Source organism: Nostoc sp. (assembly GCF_036917575.1).
Classification (GTDB): domain Bacteria; phylum Cyanobacteriota; class Cyanobacteriia; order Cyanobacteriales; family Nostocaceae; genus Nostoc.
Map to the genome: position 1 here is coordinate 33160 of NZ_JBALDC010000079.1, position 22743 is coordinate 55902.

Annotated in this window: 14 protein-coding genes; 6 read left to right on the top strand and 8 right to left on the bottom strand. The window is 42.6% G+C overall.

What is annotated here, in order from left to right; all coding sequences use genetic code 11:
- Positions 1 to 315: 315 nt before the first annotated feature.
- The 3 genes from V7K79_RS23735 to V7K79_RS23745 all read right to left on the bottom strand — a co-directional run bounded on the left by V7K79_RS23735 (position 316) and on the right by V7K79_RS23745 (position 3625).
- Positions 316 to 1014, bottom strand: a complete 699-nt coding sequence (locus V7K79_RS23735; RefSeq protein WP_335051014.1) for a DevA family ABC transporter ATP-binding protein — start codon at positions 1012 to 1014, stop codon at positions 316 to 318.
- A 128-nt stretch (positions 1015 to 1142) separates the two neighbouring features.
- Positions 1143 to 2318 (bottom strand): ABC transporter permease DevC, encoded by a 1176-nt coding sequence (devC, locus tag V7K79_RS23740; RefSeq protein ID WP_335051016.1) that lies wholly within the window; start codon positions 2316 to 2318, stop codon positions 1143 to 1145.
- Positions 2315 to 3625 carry an HlyD family efflux transporter periplasmic adaptor subunit gene (locus V7K79_RS23745; protein WP_335051018.1) on the bottom strand — a complete coding sequence of 437 codons (1311 nt, stop codon included), beginning with the start codon at positions 3623 to 3625 and terminating at the stop codon, positions 2315 to 2317. Before V7K79_RS23745 ends, devC begins: the two co-directional genes overlap by 4 nt.
- A 408-nt stretch (positions 3626 to 4033) precedes the next feature.
- Between V7K79_RS23745 and V7K79_RS23750 the strand changes: the two genes are divergently transcribed.
- Complete coding sequence (locus tag V7K79_RS23750; RefSeq protein ID WP_335051020.1) at positions 4034 to 4648, top strand: TetR/AcrR family transcriptional regulator; 615 nt, start codon at positions 4034 to 4036, stop codon at positions 4646 to 4648.
- Positions 4649 to 4807: 159 nt separating this feature from the next.
- On the opposite strand, the gene infC is transcribed toward V7K79_RS23750, so the two are convergent.
- Positions 4808 to 5320, bottom strand: coding sequence for a translation initiation factor IF-3 (gene infC, locus V7K79_RS23755; RefSeq protein ID WP_335051021.1), 513 nt, complete (start codon positions 5318 to 5320; stop codon positions 4808 to 4810).
- A 216-nt stretch (positions 5321 to 5536) separates the two neighbouring features.
- Between infC and V7K79_RS23760 the strand changes: the two genes are divergently transcribed.
- From V7K79_RS23760 to V7K79_RS23775, 4 genes are all read left to right on the top strand, one after another.
- Positions 5537 to 6877, top strand: a complete 1341-nt coding sequence (locus tag V7K79_RS23760; RefSeq protein ID WP_335051022.1) for a DEAD/DEAH box helicase — start codon at positions 5537 to 5539, stop codon at positions 6875 to 6877.
- Positions 6878 to 7143: 266 nt separating this feature from the next.
- Positions 7144 to 8799, top strand: a complete 1656-nt coding sequence (locus V7K79_RS23765; RefSeq protein ID WP_335051024.1) for an adenylate/guanylate cyclase domain-containing protein — start codon at positions 7144 to 7146, stop codon at positions 8797 to 8799.
- 605 nt (positions 8800 to 9404) lie between these two features.
- Positions 9405 to 13025, top strand: a complete 3621-nt coding sequence (gene nifJ / locus V7K79_RS23770) for a pyruvate:ferredoxin (flavodoxin) oxidoreductase (protein ID WP_335051026.1) — start codon at positions 9405 to 9407, stop codon at positions 13023 to 13025.
- A 1114-nt stretch (positions 13026 to 14139) separates the two neighbouring features.
- Positions 14140 to 16689 (top strand): beta strand repeat-containing protein, encoded by a 2550-nt coding sequence (locus tag V7K79_RS23775; RefSeq protein ID WP_442938967.1) that lies wholly within the window; start codon positions 14140 to 14142, stop codon positions 16687 to 16689.
- Positions 16690 to 16755: 66 nt separating this feature from the next.
- Here V7K79_RS23775 and V7K79_RS23780 read toward each other — a convergent pair whose 3' ends face one another.
- The 4 genes from V7K79_RS23780 to V7K79_RS23795 all read right to left on the bottom strand — a co-directional run bounded on the left by V7K79_RS23780 (position 16756) and on the right by V7K79_RS23795 (position 20358).
- Positions 16756 to 17670, bottom strand: a complete 915-nt coding sequence (locus V7K79_RS23780; protein ID WP_335051030.1) for a DUF1338 domain-containing protein — start codon at positions 17668 to 17670, stop codon at positions 16756 to 16758.
- 53 nt (positions 17671 to 17723) lie between these two features.
- The gene (locus V7K79_RS23785) at positions 17724 to 19067 is read right to left on the bottom strand and encodes an acetyl ornithine aminotransferase family protein (RefSeq protein ID WP_335051032.1); all 1344 of its coding nucleotides are present in this window, start codon (positions 19065 to 19067) and stop codon (positions 17724 to 17726) included.
- Positions 19068 to 19331: 264 nt separating this feature from the next.
- The gene (locus V7K79_RS23790; RefSeq protein WP_335051033.1) at positions 19332 to 19898 is read right to left on the bottom strand and encodes a DUF2808 domain-containing protein; all 567 of its coding nucleotides are present in this window, start codon (positions 19896 to 19898) and stop codon (positions 19332 to 19334) included.
- 25 nt (positions 19899 to 19923) lie between these two features.
- Positions 19924 to 20358, bottom strand: coding sequence for a DoxX family protein (locus V7K79_RS23795; protein ID WP_335051035.1), 435 nt, complete (start codon positions 20356 to 20358; stop codon positions 19924 to 19926).
- A gap of 189 nt (positions 20359 to 20547) precedes the next feature.
- Between V7K79_RS23795 and V7K79_RS23800 the strand changes: the two genes are divergently transcribed.
- Positions 20548 to 22722 (top strand): DEAD/DEAH box helicase, encoded by a 2175-nt coding sequence (locus V7K79_RS23800; RefSeq protein ID WP_335051037.1) that lies wholly within the window; start codon positions 20548 to 20550, stop codon positions 22720 to 22722.
- Positions 22723 to 22743: the final 21 nt, after the last annotated feature.

Sequence of the window (22743 nt, forward strand, 5' to 3'; positions counted from 1 at the left end):
GGAACTTGTTGATATTTTACTTAGATAAACTGATTTAACTGGTTAGGATCACAACGAATATCTTTACCGAATTAGAGGTTTATGTTTTTAGCAAACTACTTTTGTTTTATGAAAGTACTCAGGTATAGTAAACGGTTTTAAAATTCCAGGTTGTAACAGCGCCAACAATCACAATCAAATTAAGTAAATAACAAAAAATGTTTAGTATGATTACGAGCGGTATAAATTTATATCAATTTTTAGTAATTTTAATTACAACCACTAAAAATATGTTGATCGTATTTAATTTGTGAGAATTGCTCAAAAAGAATCTGCTTAAGATACTGCAACAACAGCACTGTCATTTAATAATTTGCCATCTTCCATATAAACGATGCGATCGGCAATATCTAGAATACGATTGTCATGAGTAACTAAGAGAATAGTACAATCCTGTTCTTTAGCTAGTGTTTGCATCAAGTTGACCACATCGCGTCCCGATTTACTGTCAAGGGCGGCGGTGGGTTCATCCGCTAAAACAATTTTAGGACAACTGACCAACGCACGAGCGATCGCAACTCTTTGTTTTTGTCCCCCAGATAAATCATCAGGATAATAATTCAGGCGCTCTCCTAATCCTACCTCCTCTAACATTAGGGCTGACCGGGTTTTCATTTCTGCTGCCGAAATATTTTTATGCATTTCCAAGCCCATTCTGACGTTCTGGAGTGCTGTTAGGCTACCGTGCAAGTTGTGAGCTTGGAAAATATAACCGTTATTGCGTCGTGCTTGAGTAAGTTGTCCTTTGTTAGCGCCACACAGTTCTTGTTCTAATATCTGCAAACTGCCGGATTGGGCAGAACGCAAGCCGCCGACTAAAGTAAGAAGTGTAGTTTTACCAGAACCAGAAGGCCCAGTCATAATAATAATTTCGCCGGCGTTAATATCTAGGTTGATATCAAAGAGAACTTGCTTGCGGAGTTGACCATGACCGAAGTAGTGGTCGAGATTTTTCACAGAGATGACAGGAGACATATTTAGGGGTTAGGGATTAGGGATTGGGGATTGGGTATTGGGGATTGGGTATTGGGGATTGAGGATGGTTATTCTCCCTTATCCCCCTAGTCCGTAGTCCCTAGTCCCCAGTCCCCAGTCCCTATTTCTTAGAACATATCTGCGGGGTCAGCAGACTGTAATTTCCGAGTAGCGATCGCACCAGAAATGATGCACATAATCATCGTCAGTGTTAATACGGTCAAGGCCCGTGCTACGGTCATGTAAACTGGCAAATTGGTGGCATTACGAGTTAAATGATAAAGTCCTAAAGGTGCGATCGCTCCTGGGATAAACCCCAAAATCGCCAAAATTATCGCCTCTTCAAACACCACACTTAATAAGTAGAGATTGTTATATCCCATTGCTTTAAAAGTGGCATATTCTTTGATATGGGAATTCACATCTGTAGAAAGAACTTGATAGACGATAATCACGCCTACCAAAAACCCCATTGCTACACCCAGGCTGAAGATAAACCCAATCGCCGTATTTGTTTTCCAGTAATTTATTTCAAATTCGAGAAATTCTGCTTTGGTTAAAACTTTAACATCATTATCTAAATGAGATTGTAAAGTTATTTTCATCTGTTGTGGGTCATAGCCTGGTTGCAGCTGCACCAAACCAAGACTGACACTGCTGGCTTCTTGTCTGGGAAATAGTCGCAGAAAGTTTTGGTCACTGGTGATTAAAGTACCATCAGCTATAAAGGAAGCCCCGACTGAAAATAAGCCGCTAACAGTAATTGTCCGCCGTTCTATTTCGGTTGTGACAGTTTTACCTTGGTCAATTTTGGCGAGTACTTCATTGTAATCTCCTCTAGAGGAGCGATCAAACAGAACGGTATCTGGTAGCTTAATCGCATCTATTTGGCGATTCACATCCGCTAAGTTCAACACTTGCAGATCAGGATTGAACCCCATAACTAATATTGTCGTTTTCTGATGTGTTTGGGGATTTTTCCAATCAACAATGTTGACATACATTCCTTCTGCCGACTTTACACCTGGTACATCCATTGCTTGATACAAACGCCGCCGCGTAAAGCTAGACATATATGCTAGGTTACGTGCTTGGGGGCTGATGACAAACATATCAGCCTGCATACTCCGATGCAGCATTGTGTTACTTTCAAATAGGGCATTCTGAAACCCTAGCTGCATGAACATTAGAACATCGGCAAAAGCAATACCTGACAATGCCACCAAAAGACGACCTTTTTCATGACTCAGTTGCAGCCATCCTAAAGGCGTTCGCCGCCGCAGTTGCTGGATAAATCCAATCACAGTTCAATCACCGCCTTGACTTGCAAATTAGTTAAGTTAGAAGCATTTTGGCTGGATAGTTTATTCAGTTGCACATGCACTTCCACTACTCTGGCATCAATATTGCTAGAGGGGTCAGCGTTGATCAGATTTTGCCGCTTTACCTGCATAGCAATCCAATCCACTCTTCCCTCTAATTCATGGCGGAGGGAATCACTACTTACCAACACCGGTTGTCCCGGACGCACTCTCTTGATATCACTTTGGTAGACTTCTACTACTGCATACATCTGGTCGGTTTGACCTAAGGCCACAATTCCTTCATTGCCAACAGTTTCTCCGGCTCGGGTATTAATCTCCAAAATTCGACCGGCTTTAGGAGCTACAACGTATGCCTCTGCCAGTTCTGCTCTAATTTTCTCCACTGTGGCTTGAGCACTGTCTATCTCTGCTTGTGCATTTGCTATATCTGTGGGACGAACTTCAGTGGTTTGATTTAGGTTAGCTTTTGCTTCGTTAATCTGCTGTTGCAAGCTGGCGAGGGTTTGATTTTGGTTGGCTTTTGCTTCGTTAAGCTGCTGTTGTAGGGTGGCTACAGTTCTTGTTTGGGTGGCTTGGCTTTCAATTAAGGCTTGAGTAGAAGTTTCGGCGCTTAGGCGTCTTTGATCAACTTCCTGGCTAGAAATTGCTCCTGCTTTGTATAAAGTCTCGTAGCGCTGCACGTCAGCTTGGGCATTATTTTTCTCAGCTGCTACGCGAGCCACTGTTGCTTGCAAGCTACGTTGTTGCCCAAGGAGTTCTGCTTCTAGACGATTAATTGTTGCTTGCTGAGTTTTAATGTTTCCTTGTAGTTCTACTTGTACACGATTTACCGTAGCTTGGCGCGCTCCAATTTCTCCCTGTTTGGCTCCAGCTTTTACCTGGTTAAGGCGGGATTTGGCAACTTGAACTTGTTTTTGTGCTTCACCCAAAGTAGCTTGTAGGCGGGCGCGGTTGTCCATAATCGCAACTACTTGCCCAGCTTTGACGCGATCGCCTTCTTTCACCAATAGTTGCTCTACCCGATTTCCTTCACCCATTGAAGAAGGCGCTGACAGTTTTATTACCTCCCCCTTTGGTTCCAACCGCCCTAATGCTGTTACTGTTTTTACCACAGGCTGAACTGCTACTGGTGCTTTTTGCTTTTCATTACCTGTAGCCTGAAGCCTCGTTACTGTATAAACACTGAAACCACCTATGGCAAAAGCTGCAATTATTGCAAGTAGAAGAGGCGATCGCAAAAGATTCTGAGAAGACCTTAAACCCTCTGAATTCCTATTTTGCTCCATACTATTTTCCCTGACCACCAGTAGCAACTTGTACTAAACTGTACAGTTCAATTTATGCTAAACTAAACGGACTAGTTTAGTCAACATGATATAACTAAACTTGTCAATTAATTTGCAAAGGCATTATGCAGCGGAATGCTATTCCCTACTGGGATTAATTATCTAATACACAGAGTCAAGCTGATAAAAAAGGTTTTTGAGCTTTATCGAAGAGTAAGTAAGTTGACACAATTAAACCAAACTATATGAAGAAAGATAAACTACACTAAAACTCTCTTCTTTCATACCTCTGTGCCTTATCCCAAGGACAAATTTTGCCGCCGATCTAGTTATGTTTATTTTCGCCATTTTGTACTGGATATTTTGCAGCATCTATTAATATTGTTTATAAGAAAGGATAATTAATAAATGGTACGCATCAAAACTGACGAAATCGATCGAGACAATTCCGTTGATAAAGTAGAGCAAATTCTGCAAGGGGCAATGCAAGAATTCCTTCAACATGGTTATGCTGGTACAAGCATGGATCGGGTAGCGGTAGCAGCAGGTGTTTCTAAAGCGACAGTTTACAGCCACTTTCAAGATAAAGAAGGACTTTTTAAAGTACTGTTAGAGCAACTGACAAGCGAAAAAAATAGCTCCATTTTTGGCACAGAACCAATTGAAGGAGAACCAGGTGTTATACTGCACCAGGTAGCAACCAAAGCATTAGAGCAAATGCTTAACGACAAAGAACATAGTGCATTTATGCGAGTACTAATTGGGGAATCTGGGCGTTTTCCTGAGTTAGCTCAAATTTGTGTTCAAGCGATGATTAAGCCAGTAGCCCAAACTCTCACTCAATACTTGGCGGCTCCTGAATTAAACATACCTGACCCAGAGGCAACAGCGAGAATTCTCTTAGGAGCATTGGTGCATTTTCATATTACTCAAAATGTGATGCATGGGAAGGACATCGTACCAATGGAAAGCGATCGCCTGATTGATGCCTTTACACACCTAATCACTAAATGCGCCGATTGATTGGTTATATCCAGGCGCGTGGCGCTTGTTTGGTCGGAAAGTCAAATTTAGCTTGAGTAACAGTTGACTGTTTTTTCCATAGAAACTACAGTACTATCTCCGGCTTATTTCGTTCCTTACAAGCTGCCACAAATACATCCTCTAGCGATCGCTAGATAACTAGGCAGGAATGACTTGAATAACTAAGGCGCGTTTATCCAGCGACTGGATTTTACCTACTTGACTGAGATCGTTTGCAATTCGGTCTAGCATCTCTCCCGCTTTTTCACGATATTGATGTTCTCGGCCTCGTAAACGAATGGCAAACTTGACAGAATCGCCTTTACTCAACCACTGACCTGCTTGTTCAATGCGTAAATTATAATCAGCCACACCCACGTTTAGACCGAATCGAACTTCCTTTACCGTGGGTCTAGCACTTTGGCTCTGACGTTTTTTCTTTTGATATTGAAGTTTGCCATAATTGAGAATCTTGGCGATTGGAGCATCTTTACCTTGGGAGACTACAACTAAGTCAAGCTCTAAGCTTTCGGCTAGCTGTAACGCCTCATTGGTGTCGATCAGACCACGATTGTTATTCTCATGGTCAATCAAGAAGACGCTAGGTGATTTGATTTGTGAATTAATCAGTTGCTTTTGGATTGCGATAATGAATTTCTCCCATTTGTTCAATACTTTGCTTTACAAGCAGGTAATGCCAATTTAACACAACACTGAATCAGAGCAACTTTAACAACGCAATAGACGGCAATCTGTTAGAATTAACTACTGCGGCACTCGCTCTTCAGTCTTTGCGCTATTGCCCATCTAGCTTTTCAATAATTTTTATCCGCCCGCCTAAGACTGACGCCATCATTGGCGACAGGCCGATATTATTTATGGAGTTTTATGTCTTTTTCTGATCTCGGCTTGTCCAATGAAATTATTCGTGCTGTTACCGAACGAGGCTACACCGAACCCACGCCAATTCAGATGCAGGCGATTCCTGCTGTCTTGTCGGGTAGCGATTTGTTAGCTGGTGCACAAACTGGCACTGGAAAAACTGCTAGTTTTACACTGCCGCTTTTGCATCGGTTGTCGTCTAACAACAGCAAAGGAACGTCTCATAGATACCCACCAATCCGGGCGTTGATTCTCACTCCGACTCGCGAACTCGCTGCACAAGTAGAAGAAAGCGTGCGCGAGTATGGCAAATACTTAAATCTCAACTCGATGGTGATGTTTGGCGGAGTCAGTATTAATCTGCAAAAACAGCGTTTGAGGGGTCGAGTGGATATTTTGGTCGCTACTCCAGGGCGACTGCTAGACCACGTACAGCAGGGGACGCTGAACCTATCGCAGATTGAAGTTTTGGTGCTGGATGAAGCCGATCGGATGCTGGACATGGGTTTTATTAATGATATCCGCCGCATCCTCTCACTCTTGCCCAAACAGCGACAGAATTTGCTATTTTTCGCTACTTTCTCCGACAAAATTAAGGCACTGGCTGCCGGACTACTCAATCACCCAACGATGATTGAAGTAGCACGCCGCAACGTTACTGCCGACACGATCGCACAGAAAGTTTACCAGGTTGACCGTGACAAGAAACGCCAATTACTTGCTCATTTGATTCGGCGAGATAATTGGTATCAAGTGCTAGTGTTCACTCGCACTAAGTATGGTGCTGACCGTTTGGTGAAGCAGTTGGGCGAAGACCGCATTCAAGCATTGGCAATCCACGGTAATAAGAGCCAGCCAGTGCGTACCAACGCTCTGGCAAAGTTCAAAAATGGTAGCTTACAAGTATTGGTGGCGACAGATATTGCTGCTAGAGGTCTTGACATCAGCGAACTGCCCCATGTAGTTAACTTCGATTTGCCCAATGTGCCGGAAGATTATGTTCATCGTATTGGTCGCACCGGTCGCGCTGGCGCATCAGGTGAAGCTGTATCGCTGGTGTGCGTCGATGAACAGCATTTATTGACAGATATCGAAAAACTGATTAAGCAACGCTTGCCGAAGGAAGTGGTTACTGGTTTTGCGCCCAACCCCGATACCAACCCCGAACCAATCCCAAATGGACGGCAACACAGAGCCAAGCCGGGAGGTGATAAGCGTCCGGCTCGTACTCCTAAACCGTTACCACAGACATCAGCTAAACGTAAGGCAGCACCACCTGCCACCAATGGCGAGAAACCTGGCGCTCGTTCGTCTGGATCGCGCCGTTCTCCTAAACGCGATCGCTGATGTTCGTTAGCTGTTCAATAGATTGATTTTTCACGGGTTCTGCAAAACCTCACTTCCATTCCTCTCGCCGACAAATTTTTGGTGTATACACAAGTCTTTATAGAGTTGTGCTAGAAGCTTTTAATTTAATACGCTGTAATCTCTGTCACATACAGTTGTCGGAATGCAGTTAGCAGTGTCATAAAGAAAAGGTGAAGGTTAACCTGTAGGGTATAACTTACCTTAAAATTGCTTGACCTCTAGCTTCGATGGATCGGATCACACTCATGACTGAACTCACGCTACGCCTACAAGAAGGAGATACCGAGACAACGATCGCAGTTGACCAAGATATATTTACGATTGGTCGTTTGCCGGAATGTAACTTGTACTTACCTTTTGGTGGAGTATCCCGCAACCATGCTCGTTTGGTAAAAACGGCTGATGGTGTGTGGACTATTGAGGATCTGGGTAGCAAAAACGGGACGCAAGTCAATAAATATCTGGTTAATTATCCCCAAGAGTTACATCACGGCGATATCGTTTGGCTGGGCAATGTCAGTATGGTAGTACTGCTCACAACCCCTGTTTCTCAACTGACACCTGAGTATTCCGGAATTTCGGACATCAATGAGCAAAGAACAATCCTTCACAATGTCGAACAATTACAACAGCAATGGATTGCAGCTGATAGTAATGATGGCGACATCATCAATAATAAGGACAAAACCATTGCCCGTCTCAAAGATTTAGTGGACATAGCAAAAAATCTTTGTGCAGCCGCGTCGATAGAAGAGATTTTTTCTCAGGTACAGCAAGTAGTTTTTCGTTACCTTGATAGTATTGATCGCTTGGCATTGTTAATTGATGTCAATGGTCGCGGTCAGTTGGAATTAATGAATGCTGCCACTAGAAACGTTTCTCAACATAAACATCTCCCTTCTGATGGTAGTTGGATTAGTCGTAGTATCTGTCAAAAGGTCTTTGAGGAAAAAGTAGCCATTCAAACTGGTGATACTCATCAGGATGAACGGTTTGCTAGCGAACAGAGTATTTTAGTCAAAGGCATTCGTAGCGCGATGGCAGTGCCTTTATGGGATGAAAGTAAAGTTGTGGGCGTACTGTATGCCGATGCCAATTTTTCTTCTTACCATTGGGCAAATGAAGGTGAAGAAGAATTGAGCTTTTTTTCAGCTTTAGCAAACCTTGTAGCTTCTAGCGTGCAACGTTGGCTATTAGTAGAGAAACTCAAAACAGAAGAGATGATTCGTCACCGACTAGAACGTTATCATTCTCCAGCTGTTGTACAGCAATTGATTTCTGTAGGTGGATTACCGGGTGGTCGTTTAGCGCCAACAGAGAGCGAAATCAGTATTTTGTTTGCTGATTTAGTGGGCTTTACAGCAATTTCTGAACAATTAACACCAACTGCGATCGCTCAACTATTAAATAATTTATTTGAAGAAATGCTAAAAGAAGTGTTTGCTTGGGGCGGTACTTTAGATAAATATATTGGTGATTGCATTATGGCATTTTTTGGCGCTCCAGAACCGCAAGCAGATCATGCCGACCGTGCTGTTACTGCTGCCAAAGGAATGCTTACTCGTCTTGAACATCTTAATGCCAATGGTTTTTGGTACGAACCCCTGCAATTACGTATTGCAATTAATAGTGGTAAGGCTGTAGTGGGAGATGTCGGTAGTTCCCAGAGAGTAGATTATACGGCATTAGGCGCGACAATTAATCTTGCTGCTCGAATGGAAGCAGTTTGTCCACCTAGTGAATGCATAATTAGTGAAGCCACCCATACAATGCTTTCACAATCCTCAGACTTTCAAGAAATGGGAGATTATCGTTTCAAAGGTATTGAGCGATTAGTTAAGGTTTATCAGACAAAATTACAATCAGCACCAACAATCATTGCTCCAATCATTAATCTTTAAGAGTTGGGCATGATGAGGAATAGGAAAAAATCACTAAAAGGTTGTTTAAAAAGTAGTTTGCTGTAATTTTAATCACATTATTACCCCCCTTAATCCCCCCTTATAAAGGGGGAAAATAAGGAATTTTGTTCCCTCCCCTTTATAAGGGGAGGGTTAGGGTGGGGTAAAAAATACTTGATACATCAATCATGACTTTTAAAACATCCTCTAATAATGAATTACATATTCCCTGCGTGTAGTGAGTTTTACACCTGTTTTCATTTATCTAGACCATACTTTTATAAATCCCCGAACCCATACCCTACAAACAAAAAAAAACTACCTGAAAGCCTTATCTAATCGAAAGTTTGATTAGTGAGTACATTATTAATACATATTAATAGATGCGATATTGCCAATGAGATACTAATATTTGCAGTATTTATTTCAACCTAACTCAAGAGCCAAAAACCATTAACAATTCATCATTGAAACAAGGGTAAATCCTACTATAACTCTTGAATTTTCCAATTTTAATACACTAACTTCCTAGCTCTGGGTATTTCTAATTATTCTATTTACGTGTTCTGATAATGCAGCTTAAAGGCGGGGACAAAAATCAAATTATGAACAAAACCTTTGCAACCATCGACGGGAATGAAGCTGTTGCCCGTGTTGCTTACAAATTAAATGAAGTGATTGCCATTTATCCCATCACTCCCTCTTCAGCAATGGGTGAATGGGCTGATGCTTGGTCAGCAGAAAATCGTCCGAACCTCTGGGGTACTATTCCCAGCGTCGTGCAGATGCAAAGCGAAGGGGGAGCGGCTGGTGCTGTGCATGGGGCATTGCAAACAGGTTCTCTGAGTACCACCTTCACGGCATCTCAGGGATTATTGTTGATGATACCCAATTTCTACAAAATTGCTGGTGAGTTGACTAGCGCTGTAGTTCACGTTGCCGCCCGTTCCTTGGCTACTCATGCTTTATCAATTTTTGGCGACCATAGCGACGTAATGGCAGCTCGGGCGACTGGTTTCGCCCTGCTGTGTTCTGCTTCGGTGCAGGAAAGTCAAGATTTTGCTCTCATTGCCCATGCTGCTACCCTAGAGGCGCGAGTCTCCTTTATGCATTTCTTTGACGGCTTCCGCACCTCCCATGAAGTGCAAAAAGTCAAACTGCTTGCAGATGACGATTTGCGATCGCTCATCCACGATAACTTAATACTCGCCCACCGCAGCCGCGCCCTCACCCCAGATCGCCCTGTATTGCGGGGGACTGCCCAAAACCCCGATGTTTACTTCCAAGGACGTGAAGGCGCTAACCTTTACTACAACGCCTGTCCAGAAATTGTCCAACGCATCATGGATGAATTTGGCGAACGCACGGGAAGGCATTATCAAATCTATGAATATTACGGCGCGGACGATGCCGATCGCGTTATCGTTCTTATGGGTTCAGGTTGTGAAACCGTCCATGAAACAGTAGATTATCTTAACGCCCGTGGTGAAAAACTTGGTGTGGTGAAAGTGCGACTTTATCGCCCCTTTGATGTCCAAAGATTTGTTGCAGTATTACCAACTAGTGTAAAAGCGATCGCAGTTCTCGACCGCACCAAAGAAGCAGGTAGCGCCGGGGAACCGTTGTATTTAGATGTGGTGGCTGCTATTCATGAGGCATGGGGAGATAAGAGAGCAGGGGGAGCAGGGGAAGCAGGGGAGGCAGGGGGAGAAAATACTTTCTCATCTCCTAAAATTATTGGTGGTCGTTACGGTCTTTCTTCTAAAGAATTTACGCCGGCGATGGTGAAGGGCATTTTTGACAACCTTGCTCAAGTTAAACCGAAGAACCATTTTACTATCGGTATTAATGACGATGTAACTTACACTTCTCTCAACTTTGACCCCAGCTTCTCTACAGAATCGGATAATGTTGTTCGGGCAATGTTCTATGGGTTAGGCGCTGATGGTACTGTTGGCGCTAACAAAAACTCCATCAAGATTATTGGTGAAGAAACCGACAATTACGCCCAAGGCTACTTTGTTTTCGATTCCAAGAAATCTGGCTCAATGACCGTTTCTCACCTCCGCTTCGGTAAAGAGCCAATTCGTTCCACCTACCTAATTGACCAAGCCAACTTTATTGGTTGTCATCACTGGGGATTTCTGGAACGCATAGATATTTTGAAGGCTGCTATTCCTGGGGCGACTTTGTTGCTTAATAGTCCTTATGATGCAGATAGCGTCTGGGAATATCTGCCAGTGAAGATGCAGCAGCAAATTATCAATAAGCATTTGAAGTTATACGTGATTAATGCTAGCGAAGTTGCCCGTGAAAGTGGCATGGGTGGCAGAATTAACACCATTATGCAGGTATGCTTCTTTGCCTTAGCGGGTGTCTTGCCGCAAGAAGAAGCGATCGCTAAAATCAAACAAGCGATTGACAAGACTTACGGTAAAAAAGGTGCAGAAGTTGTCCGCATGAACTTGCAAGCTGTAGACAACACCTTAGACAACTTACATAAAGTAGATATCCCACAGACAATCCAAAATCCTCACTCTTGTACAGACGCGATTAATTCCGTCTTTTCTAATTCCGCTCCCGAATTTGTGCGAGAAGTTCTGGGCAAAATCATGATTTGGGAAGGTGATGATTTACCTGTTAGCACACTACCTATTGATGGCACTTTTCCCGTGGGTACTGCCAAGTGGGAAAAACGTAACGTTGCCGAAGAGATACCTGTGTGGGAGCAGGATGTCTGCATACAATGTGGTAAGTGCGTCATGGTTTGTCCCCACAGTGCTATCCGTGCCAAAGCTTATCAAGCCGATGAGTTAATTAATGCACCAGAAACCTTTAAGTCAACTGGTGCAAAAGATAAAGACTTTGCCAATCAAAAATTTACCATTCAAGTTGCCCCAGAAGATTGTACGGGATGTACGATTTGTGTAAATATTTGCCCTGCTAAAGATAAATCTCAGCCATCGCTGAAAGCAATTAATATGGCGCAGCAGTTGCCATTGCAAGAGCAAGAGCGGAAAAACTGGGATTTCTTTTTGAGTTTACCTAATCCTGACAGGCGATCGCTAAAATTAAACCAAATTCGCCAACAACAACTGCAAGAACCATTGTTTGAATTCTCTGGTGCTTGTGCAGGTTGTGGGGAAACACCTTATTTGAAATTATTAACACAATTGTTTGGCGATCGCGCTGTCATCGCCAATGCTACAGGTTGTTCTTCAATTTATGGTGGTAATCTCCCCACCACACCTTGGACAACCAACGCCGAAGGACGCGGCCCGGCGTGGTCTAATAATTTATTTGAAGATAACGCCGAATTCGGTTTTGGCTTTCGCCTTTCCCTCGATAAACAAGCTGAGTTTGCGGCAGAATTATTGCAAGAATTGGGAAGTGAAATAGATGAAAACCTTGTCTACTCCATCCTAAAAGCTGAACAAAAATCTGAGGCTGACATTTGGGAACAGCGCGAAAGGATAAAACTGTTGCAGCAAAGGTTAGATGAAATTGTCACTTTCGATCCCAATCTCAAATCCAAAATCCAAAATCTCAAATCTCTTGCAAATTACTTGGTAAGAAAAAGCGTCTGGATTGTTGGCGGTGACGGTTGGGCTTATGATATTGACTTTGGCGGTATCGATCATGTAATTGCTAGTGGTCGAAATGTCAACATCTTGATCATGGATACAGAAGTGTATTCTAATACAGGCGGTCAATCTTCCAAAGCCACGCCACGAGCCGCAGTTGCTAAATATGCCGCCAGTGGTAAGCCAGCACCAAAAAAAGACTTAGGGATGATTGCCATGACCTACGGAAATGTCTACGTAGCGAGTGTAGCCCTTGGTGCTAAAGATGAACATACCCTGAAAGCATTTCTGGAAGCAGAAGCTTATGATGGCCCATCAATAATTATTGCTTACAGCCATTGCATCGCCCACGGCATCAACATGAGCACCGGGATGAATCACCAAAAAACTTTGGTAGAATCAGGTCGTTGGTTGCTGTATCGGCATAATCCAGAGTTGCTTAACCAGGGTAAAAATCCATTGCAATTAGATATGCGATCGCCTACGCAATCTGTAGAAGATTCGATGTATCAAGAAAATCGCTTCAAGATGCTTACCAAGAGCAAACCCGACGTTGCCAAACACTTATTAGAACAAGCCCAAGCTGAAGTAGATGCGCGTTGGCAAACGTACCAATTTCTGGCAAAACGCGATATTCTCTAAACATTAACCCTAACTTTAGTTATAAAAATTGCGATTTAAGTAACTCAAGTCGCAATTTTCGTTATAAAAACCCATTATTTTTGTTACAAACATCAGAATTTTCGTTACAAAAAACCATTTTGGTTACTAAATTCATTATTTTTGTAACAAACATTATAAATTTTGTGAGAAAAAGACCATTTTAGTTACTAAATTCATTATTTTCGTTACAAACATGGAAATTTTTGTTACAAAATCACCATTTTAATTACTAACGCTGTGGTTTAAGTTGTATTAAACCGCAGTTTGGTCAACAAACGCGCAAATATGGGGTTTGATTCCTCAACCCAATCTGTAAAAAAGAGTGCAATGTCTACGACAGACTGTGACGCTCGAACGCAAGAGCAGGTTGCAGAGAAGATTTATTAATACTTATCAAAAGAGGCTGCGCCTAACTTAATTGTACTAAGAGGACGCTATCGCTGACACAAAAACTTAATATACCACTTCCTAAAATTTACTCTAACTTTATTAGAATAATACCCAGCCTCTTGACAATGCTTAAATCTTTATAAGAGTATTTAAGTGATTTAACAGTTATTAAAGTAATTTTTGCTTACAAAATAAAATAGGTTACTAGTTGACACCAAAAGACTCCTTGTAATTCGCGATTAAATTTCCTAATTACAAATTACAAGCTGACAAATTATTCAATTATCGCTATCGCTTAGATGTGGCAGTAGAAAGGTATCACAGAGGGTAAGCAAAGAAATATTAATAGATATGCAAATCAATTTTAGAAGAAATCAATTTTAAAAGAGAGCAGGTACGTAGGCGTAGCCCATCGTAGATCATCGCCCAATCTACAACACAACAAGAGATCACCAATCTAATGGCAGTGGGAAAAAGACTGAGAGAGCGAATTGTATTAAGATTTTTGTGAAAATTCTGACTGAGCAGCTAGATACTCAGCCTCTTAGTACAGATTAGCAAAAATAAGCGATCCCTTGGAAATGTCTAAAATTTTTATGCGATCGTAATTACAAACTACAAATTACGAATTACGCCTTGCAGTATAAGTGTCTTTGCTAATGACTAACGACAAATACTCATAAAAACTAACACTGGAGAAATGATGGCAAATTCAACTTTTAACCTTTCGGATCTCAACGGCGCTAACGGCTTCGCTATCAACGGCATCAAGTCGGGTGACTACTCAGGCTATTCTATCAGCAGTGCCGGAGATGTCAACTCAGATGGCATCGATGACCTGATTATCGGGGCACCATTTGCTTCCCCCAACGGCGACTCTTCTGGGCAGAGCTACGTGGTGTTTGGCAAGAGCACAGGCTTTAACGGCACTCTCAACCCCTCTAACCTCAACGGCGCTAACGGCTTCGTTATCAACGGCATCAAGTCGGGTGACATATTAGGCTATTCTATCAGCAGTGCCGGAGATGTCAACTCAGATGGCATCGACGACCTGATTATCGGGGCACCTGGTGCCACCCCCAACGGCTACAGGTCAGGGCAGACCTACGTGGTGTTTGGCAAGAGCACAGGATGGAGCGCCACTCTCAACCTCTCTAACCTCAACGGTGCTAACGGCTTCACTATCAACGGCATCGGGGCGTATGACGAATTAGGCTCGTCTGTCAGCAGTGCCGGAGATGTCAACTCAGATGGCATCGAAGACCTGATTATCGGGGCACCCGATGCCTCCGCCTACTTCACCGTTTCTGAGAAGAGCTACGTGGTATTTGGCAAGAGCACAGGATGGAGCGCCACTCTCAACCTTTCTAACCTCAACGGCGCTAACGGCTTCGCTATCAACACCATCAATGCCGATGACAGATTAGGCTCCTCTGTCAGCAGTGCCGGAGATGTCAACTCAGATGGCATCGACGACCTGATTATCGGGGCACCATTTGCCGACCCCAACAACAGCTATACCTATTCTGGGCAGAGCTACGTGGTGTTTGGCAAGAGCACAGGCTTTAACCGCACTCTCAACCTCTCTAACCTCAACGGCGCTAACGGCTTCGCTATCAACGGCATCAATGCCAATGACAAATCAGGCTATTCTGTCAGCAGTGCCGGAGATGTCAACTCAGACGGCATCGACGACCTGATTATCGGGACATTCGATGCCGGCACCAATGGTTCTGGGCAGAGCTACGTGGTATTTGGCAAGAGCACAGGATGGAGCGCCACTCTCAACCTCTCTAACCTCAACGGCGCTAACGGCTTCACTATCAACGGCATCAATGCCAATGACAAATCAGGCTATTCTATCAGCAGTGCCGGAGATGTCAACTCAGACGGCATCGACGACCTGATTATCGGGGCACCATTTGCCTCCCCCAACGGCAATATTTGGACTGGGCAGAGCTACGTGGTATTTGGCAAGAGCACAGGATGGAGCGCCACTCTCAACCTCTCTAACCTCAACGGCGCTAACGGCTTCGCTATCAACGGCATCAAGTCGGATGACATCTCAGGCACCTCTGTTAGCAGTGCCGGAGATGTTAACTCAGATGGCATCGACGACCTGATTATCGGGGCACCATTTACCTCCCCCAACGGTGAGTATTCAGGGCAGAGCTACGTGCTGTTTGGCAAAAAGAATATAGGCAGTGGCAGCACCATCAACTTGACGGGAACCCCTGGCACAGATACTCTCATTGGCACAATTAACAACAATATCATCGACGGTAAAGCTGGTAATGATACCCTCACAGGCAACGGTGGTCAAGATAAATTTGTGATTCGCCCTGGCGATGGCAATGACATCATCACTGATTTTAGTGGCGTAGGTAAAGGCACAAACCCATCAGCAGCAGCGATCGCCAATGTTGATACATTACAATTTACAGGTAGTGGATTGACTGCGAAAAATCTGCAATTAACTCAAAATGGTAAGAATCTAGAAGTCACTTTTGAAAATACAAGCAATGCTAAAGTCATCCTGGAAAACTTCAAATTAGAAAACTTAGATAATTTACCTGCATCAGGTAGCAGAGATGCGATCGCCAATATCCTGTTTGATAACCAGACTAGCATCGCTGATAGTTTTGATGTCTTGGATGCCAACTCAAATCCTAGTAGCATTTTCAACAAAAACACTGTCACCTTCCTGAATGACTTAAACAATAACATCGCTGGTTTTGACAACTCCAATGATGTAATTAATGGTCAAGGTGGTAACGACATTATTAATGGCTTGAGTGGCAATGACCTGTTGCGGGGCGGGTCAGGCGATGATATTCTCATCGGTGGAGAAGGTAATGATACTCTTGTGGGTGGTGCAGGCAATGATATCCTTGTTGGTGGTACGGGTGCTGACAGATTCCTTTACAACACCGATGTAGCCTTTACCCTGACTGCTGTTGGTGTAGATGCGATCGCTGACTTCAAACACTCCCAAGGTGACAAGATTATCTTAGATAAAACTACCTTTAATGCAATTACTTCAGCTACGGGAACAGGTTTTAGTAACGCCAGTGATTTTAAAATCACTTCTTCAGCGGGGACTAGCACGGCGAAAATTGTCTATGACGCTGTAAGTGGGCAGTTATTCTACAACCAAAATGGCAGCGCGGCTGGTTTTGGCAATGGTGGTCTATTTGCAACTCTAATTGGTGCGCCAACTCTTACAGCATCTGATTTTGTCTTGCAAACATAGTTCGTTCAAAACACAAAACTACTAGCTCAGAACCTTGGAATTGAATCCTTTATTAACAACTCTGGACTATTTAGATAAACGAGTCATTTCAAACAATTGCTGGGCATTACTTCCTAGAAAAGCATCAAAAAGTACCTGCTTTCCAGATTCCACTTCTACTAGATAGCGCTGGGCGATTTCATAATAGGCGTAAGTCCAAGGAATCGGAATTTCTGCACCACTATTATCATCTAACACTGTCACCATTTCCGTTACTGCTTGAGTTGCAGTTTGCCGCAAACCACAAGCAATATTTCCCTCTATCTCTGGTTTCATTGGTACGCCCAAGTTAGCTAAAGCACTGGCAGTAGTATCAATGTCTGGATATTCTGGAGTATTCTGTCCATTAACGTAGCCTGTAAAGTGGTTGACAGCATATCCGTGCAGTAACACCCAAGCCCCATACTGAGTAACCTGATTCACCTCTTCGACAACCGAACGTTGAGGAGGTAGCCAAGGGCGGGTAAAGACTTGCTGGAGTTGTTTGGCAATGGTTTCAATATTCGCCTCTTTTTGTAGAAGAATAAGGGGTGAGATCAGTTCTTTTGGGATTGAAGATACTGTTTTAGAGATGAGTTGAGCAATATTGCTAGGCAATTCATCGACAATCAACTCGCTGATAAACAGCTTGGGTACATTAAATTCCTCTTGCTGCGGATGACGATAATGACGGGCGTACAAATAAGTTTGAGCAAAAGTATACTCTCCAGCCGCTACATAACCCAAAGCTTCTGCAAGTTGTGCGAGATAGTCAATTCCTAAGTTAACTTGACCCTGTGGACTATCTAGTAATAGACGCAATGACCGAAAGGCGATATGGTCGTTAGCAATAGTGCCACCCGCAGTAGTAATCATTTGTTGGTAGGTACGAGCATGATTTACCCTGGCGCTGTATTCTTGCCAAAGTAATTTCCATAAATTAAGGGCTATTTCAGGTTTCATAAAGTATTAGGGATTAGGTATTGGACATGGGGCATTGGTTATTTCCTTCCCCCTTATTCCCCACTCCCGATGATTTTTTTAGAACTTAAAATCTCACTGATAATTTGAAGGGCTATCTGAATTTGGTCGCTGTCGATAACTAGAGGGGGACAGAAACGAATTGCTGCTTTACCGCAACCTAGCAATAATAAACCGCGTAAAAAAGCTTCTTGGATAATGCGATAGCGCAATTTATAATCGAGATTACCTTGTTTATCTAATAAATCTACCGCTACCATCAAACCCTTACCTCGTGGCAACGATACTCTGGGAAACCTTTGATGCAACTGGGTAAGACTAGCTTGTAATAATTCTCCCATTTGGGTAGCGTTGGTCATCAAACCACTTTCTAGCAGTCGCAATGTGGCAATACCAGCAGCACAAGCTACAGGATTACCACCAAATGTAGTGGCGTGAGAACCGGGAGGCCAAGTCATTAACTCTGGTCTGGCAAGTATCGCTCCTAAGGGCATACCACTGGCGATACCTTTAGCAGTGGTAATGATATCAGGCATGACATCCCAATGCTCGATCGCAAATAAGCGACCAGTGCGCCCCATCCCTGCTTGCACTTCATCCACTACCATCAGAATACCGTGGCGATCGCATATCTTCCGAATCCGTTGCAAAAAACCATCTTCGGGTACGATATATCCACCTTCTCCCTGAATCGGCTCGACGACGATCGCCGCTACTTCTTGCGGTGGTAAAATCGTTGTAAATAGCTGTTGTTCCAAGTAATCTAAGCTTGCGTGAGTGCCGTAGGGGATATGAGTCACCCCAGGAACTAAAGGCCCAAAATTAGCTCGTTGCACTGCTTTGGAACCAGTTAAAGACATTGCCCCATAAGTGCGTCCGTGAAATGCGCCTAAGAAGGCTACGATTAGCGATCGCTTGGTGTAATATCGAGCTAATTTGATTGCTCCTTCGTTGGATTCTGCCCCGGAATTGGTGAAAAATATCTTTGCGGGAAACACAGCATTACTCTGTGGCTGAGGAAAAGGAGCGCGAATTGCTAATTGTTCCGCTAGTTCCACCATCGGCTCATAATAAAAATCTGTCCCTGACATGTGCAGCAAACGCGCCGACTGTTCTTGAATTGCCTTGACAACTTCCGGGTGAGCGTGTCCGGTGGCGGTAACGGCAATACCTGCGGTCATATCCAGAAATACATTGCCATCCACGTCTTCTACCATGCAGCCCTGGCCGCGAGAAACAACTAACGGGTAATCGCGGGTGTAAGAAGGAGAAGTTACAGCGCGATCGCGTTGTACAATTGCTTGAGCGCGAGGCCCAGGTAAGGAAGTTACTAAACGGGGTGTAAGAGGTAAATTTAGTTTAATAGGAATACTTAACATAATATTTTTTTCGAGTTTTAAAAGATTATTGATGATTAAACGCTAAAGATTGATTGTTTACAGTAGCATTTGATTCCATTACTATAGGAATTACGCATTTACCGAAAAATCACAATATACGTTAGCGCTCAGGAAAAATACAGCTAACTTTTCCTGAATCCTCAAAGATATTTTGCGAAAAAGCCTGATGGTAAGCGCTTTCGTATTGTTTAAGACTCTTGCCCGTTTTTATAACATAACTTTTGAAAATATTTTCTATTCTCTCTACGGAAATAACCAGCTTCCACTATTGCTGTAGAACTGAAAGCGTCCAAAGCCAAGAAATTGACCGTGAGATTTTTCACCTACAGGGAATGCTGTAACACCGAATAAATAAACACCAGAAAAGCTGGGATTACTCATAGGGCGGAGGGCGATTGTAATTGTCTGTCCTGGAGTTACAGGCGGGTCAAAGCTTACAGTAACAGTGCGTATCTTGCTCTCGTTTATGACTGAACCTAGTTGCAGTCGTGTTTCTTTGCGATCGCGTGTGCCGACAAATGCATAGGTATCATCAAGATTGTAGCGGATGTTTTCTGATCCCTCTTTTTGGGCGATCGTTACTTTCTGGAGGGATTCTCCAGCATTTTCCGGCAGATTGATAGTGAAATAGTAAGTTGCGCCCCAAACATTCACCTCTTTATAAGTAGTTGTCGCGTTAACAAGTCTTGGCGGTTGAACAAAATAGACTAGGCCATCTCTAAGCTGCACGGCTTGAGTCACCGGAAGCGAAACTTCTGCAATACCTATTGCTAACGAGAGTGTTATTCCAAACAGAGTTGTGAGGCGCATGATTCAGATATAAAAAACGCACTTATTATAATTCTAGTTCTTTGGGAATCAGTGACTTAGGAATGATAGAAGCTTGTTTTTCCCTAAACGAAGACTTTGTGTACCACCAAGCCCAAGCAATTAAAACAGCTTGAAAGGGAAGTCTAACTACGTGTACCCAAGGTGAGTTTGGTATATGTTCTAGCTGAATATGATTAACCGCCATATTGATATTCGCAGGGAATACCGCAATAAAAAGAGCAATAAGTCCCCAAGCAGCAGCTTGACTTACAGGCGGAACTAATAACCCAATACCACCCAAAATTTCATAAAAGCCACTGAGATAAACTAATCCTAAAGGGTAAGGAAGTTGTGGTGGCATAATTTTGACATAAGGTTCTGGAATAGCAAAGTGTGTCACTCCAACCACAATGATGGATATAGCAAGGATGACACGTAAGATTTCCTTATTCTTCTTCATGGTTTTTGCCTGATTATATACTTGTCCCTATTACTTCAGTTTGACTGACAGTTCTTAATCTGCCTTGATTCCATAGGAATAAAATCGACAAAATTTTCTAAAATACCACTAGTAAGAAGTTGCGTCCCGACGCTCGGACATTTTTTTAATTAAAAGTCCCTTACCTGTTACTAATTATTTATAAAAAATATGAGCGATGCCTTTAGCCGACTTGCACCCTTCATCCAAGAATATATTTATCATCACCAGTGGACTGAATTACGACCAGTTCAAATTGCCGCTTGTCAAGTCATATTTGACACTGATGCTCACTTGTTAGTTACTGCTGCAACTGCTGCTGGTAAAACAGAAGCAGCCTTTCTGCCAGTTTTGACTTTATTACATACCAACCCTGCTGCTACCATTGGTGCATTATATATTAGTCCAATCAAAGCTTTAATTAACGATCAATTTGAGCGTCTCAACGACTTACTCAAAGAAGCAGATATTCCAGTTTGGCACTGGCATGGTGATGTTTCACAAACTCAAAAAAACAAACTGTTAAAAAATCCGCAAGGGATTCTCCAAATTACCCCAGAATCTCTAGAAAGTTTGTTAATTAACAAAAATAATGATTTACTTCGCTTATTCGGTGATTTAAGGTTTGTGATTATTGATGAAATTCACGCCTTTATGGGTTCAGAACGCGGTTGCCAAATTATTTGCCAATTACAACGTATAACAAAGTTGACCCAAAAACAACCGCGTCGTATTGGTTTGTCGGCAACTCTTGGAGATTACTCAATAGCTGAAGATTGGTTACGTTCAGGAACAGATAAGCCAGTCATTACACCAAAAATTGACGGCATAAAACGGCAAATTAAACTAGCTGTAGAACATTTTTATATTACTGATGAAGTAGATGATTCAGAGACGACAACTGATGAACAATATATTTTCAATCTCAGTAAGTCTCGCAAATGTTTGATATTTGCCAATAATCGCACGCGTACCGAATCTGTAATTGCATCTTTGCGACAAATTGCCACAGAACAAGGACTAGCAGATATATATCATGTACATCATGGAAGTATATCTGCTAGTTTGCGGCAAGCTGCTGAAAATGCGATGCGTGAACCCAACAATCCAGCTATTACTGCTGCCACTCTAACTCTAGAATTAGGCATAGATATTGGTCATTTAGAGCGAGTGATTCAGTTAGAATCGCCTTTATCTGTAGCTAGCTTTTTACAGCGTTTGGGACGCAGTGGTAGAAGAGGTGAAGCTGCTGATATGCGTTTTGTATGTACTGAAGAGAAGCCATTATCAGAAGCTTCTTTACCAGAGCAAATTCCCTGGCAACTTTTGCAGTGTATCGCTATCATTCAACTTTATTTAGAGGAACAATGGATAGAACCAATCAGACTTATTAAATATCCTTTGAGTTTGCTTTATCACCAAACAATGAGTATTCTAACAGCAACAGGTGAAATTTCAGCTAATACCCTAGCTAAACAAATTTTTAGTCTGCCGCCCTTTGCTGCGATTTCTAAAGAAGATTTACAACTATTACTACGCTATTTAATTGATATTGGTCATATTCAATATACTGAGCAAGGTAAATTAATCCTAGGTTTGGCAGGAGAAAAAGTGGTGAGAAAATTTCAGTTTTATGCCGTATTTGCTGAACAGCAAGAATATATTGTTAAGCAAGGTGCAACAGAAATTGGGAGTATTGTCACGCCGCTTCCTGTTGGCAATCAATTTGCTTTAGCGGGGAGAACTTGGGAAGTTGTAGAAGTTGACTTTCAAAAGAAGGCTATTTTTGTCAAACAAGCTGAGGGTAAAGCTAGTATTTATTGGCGTGGTGGTAGTGGTACTATTCATACCAAAGTTTTGCAACGAATGCAGCAAGTTTTATTTGAGAACATTGAGTATAGTTACTTGCAAAAAAATGCTTTGCAACGTTTACGCCAAGTTCGTCAATTGGTTCAGCAAGTTGAATTAGATAAGTACAATATTTTACAATTGGAAAAAGGCAAATGCTGCATTTTTCCTTGGATGGGTACGATTGCTTATCGAACTTTAGAAAGATTACTCAACTCCTACTGCCGAGAATCTTTGGAAATTACAAGTATTGGTGGAGTGAATCCATATTATTTGACAATTAAATTAGGCAAGGATAAATTTAAATATCTTTATCATGAAATTACTTCCTTATGTGAACAAAGAATTACCTCAGAAGATTTAGTCAGTACTTCAGAAGCACCAGAAATTCAAAAATATGATTGTTTTATTCCCCATCCGCTTTTATGGAAAGCTTTTGCTAACGATTATTTAGATATGAGGGAACTTAAACAGCAAGTGACACTGTGGAGAACCTGAATCTAAGAAGTGGGAAGACAA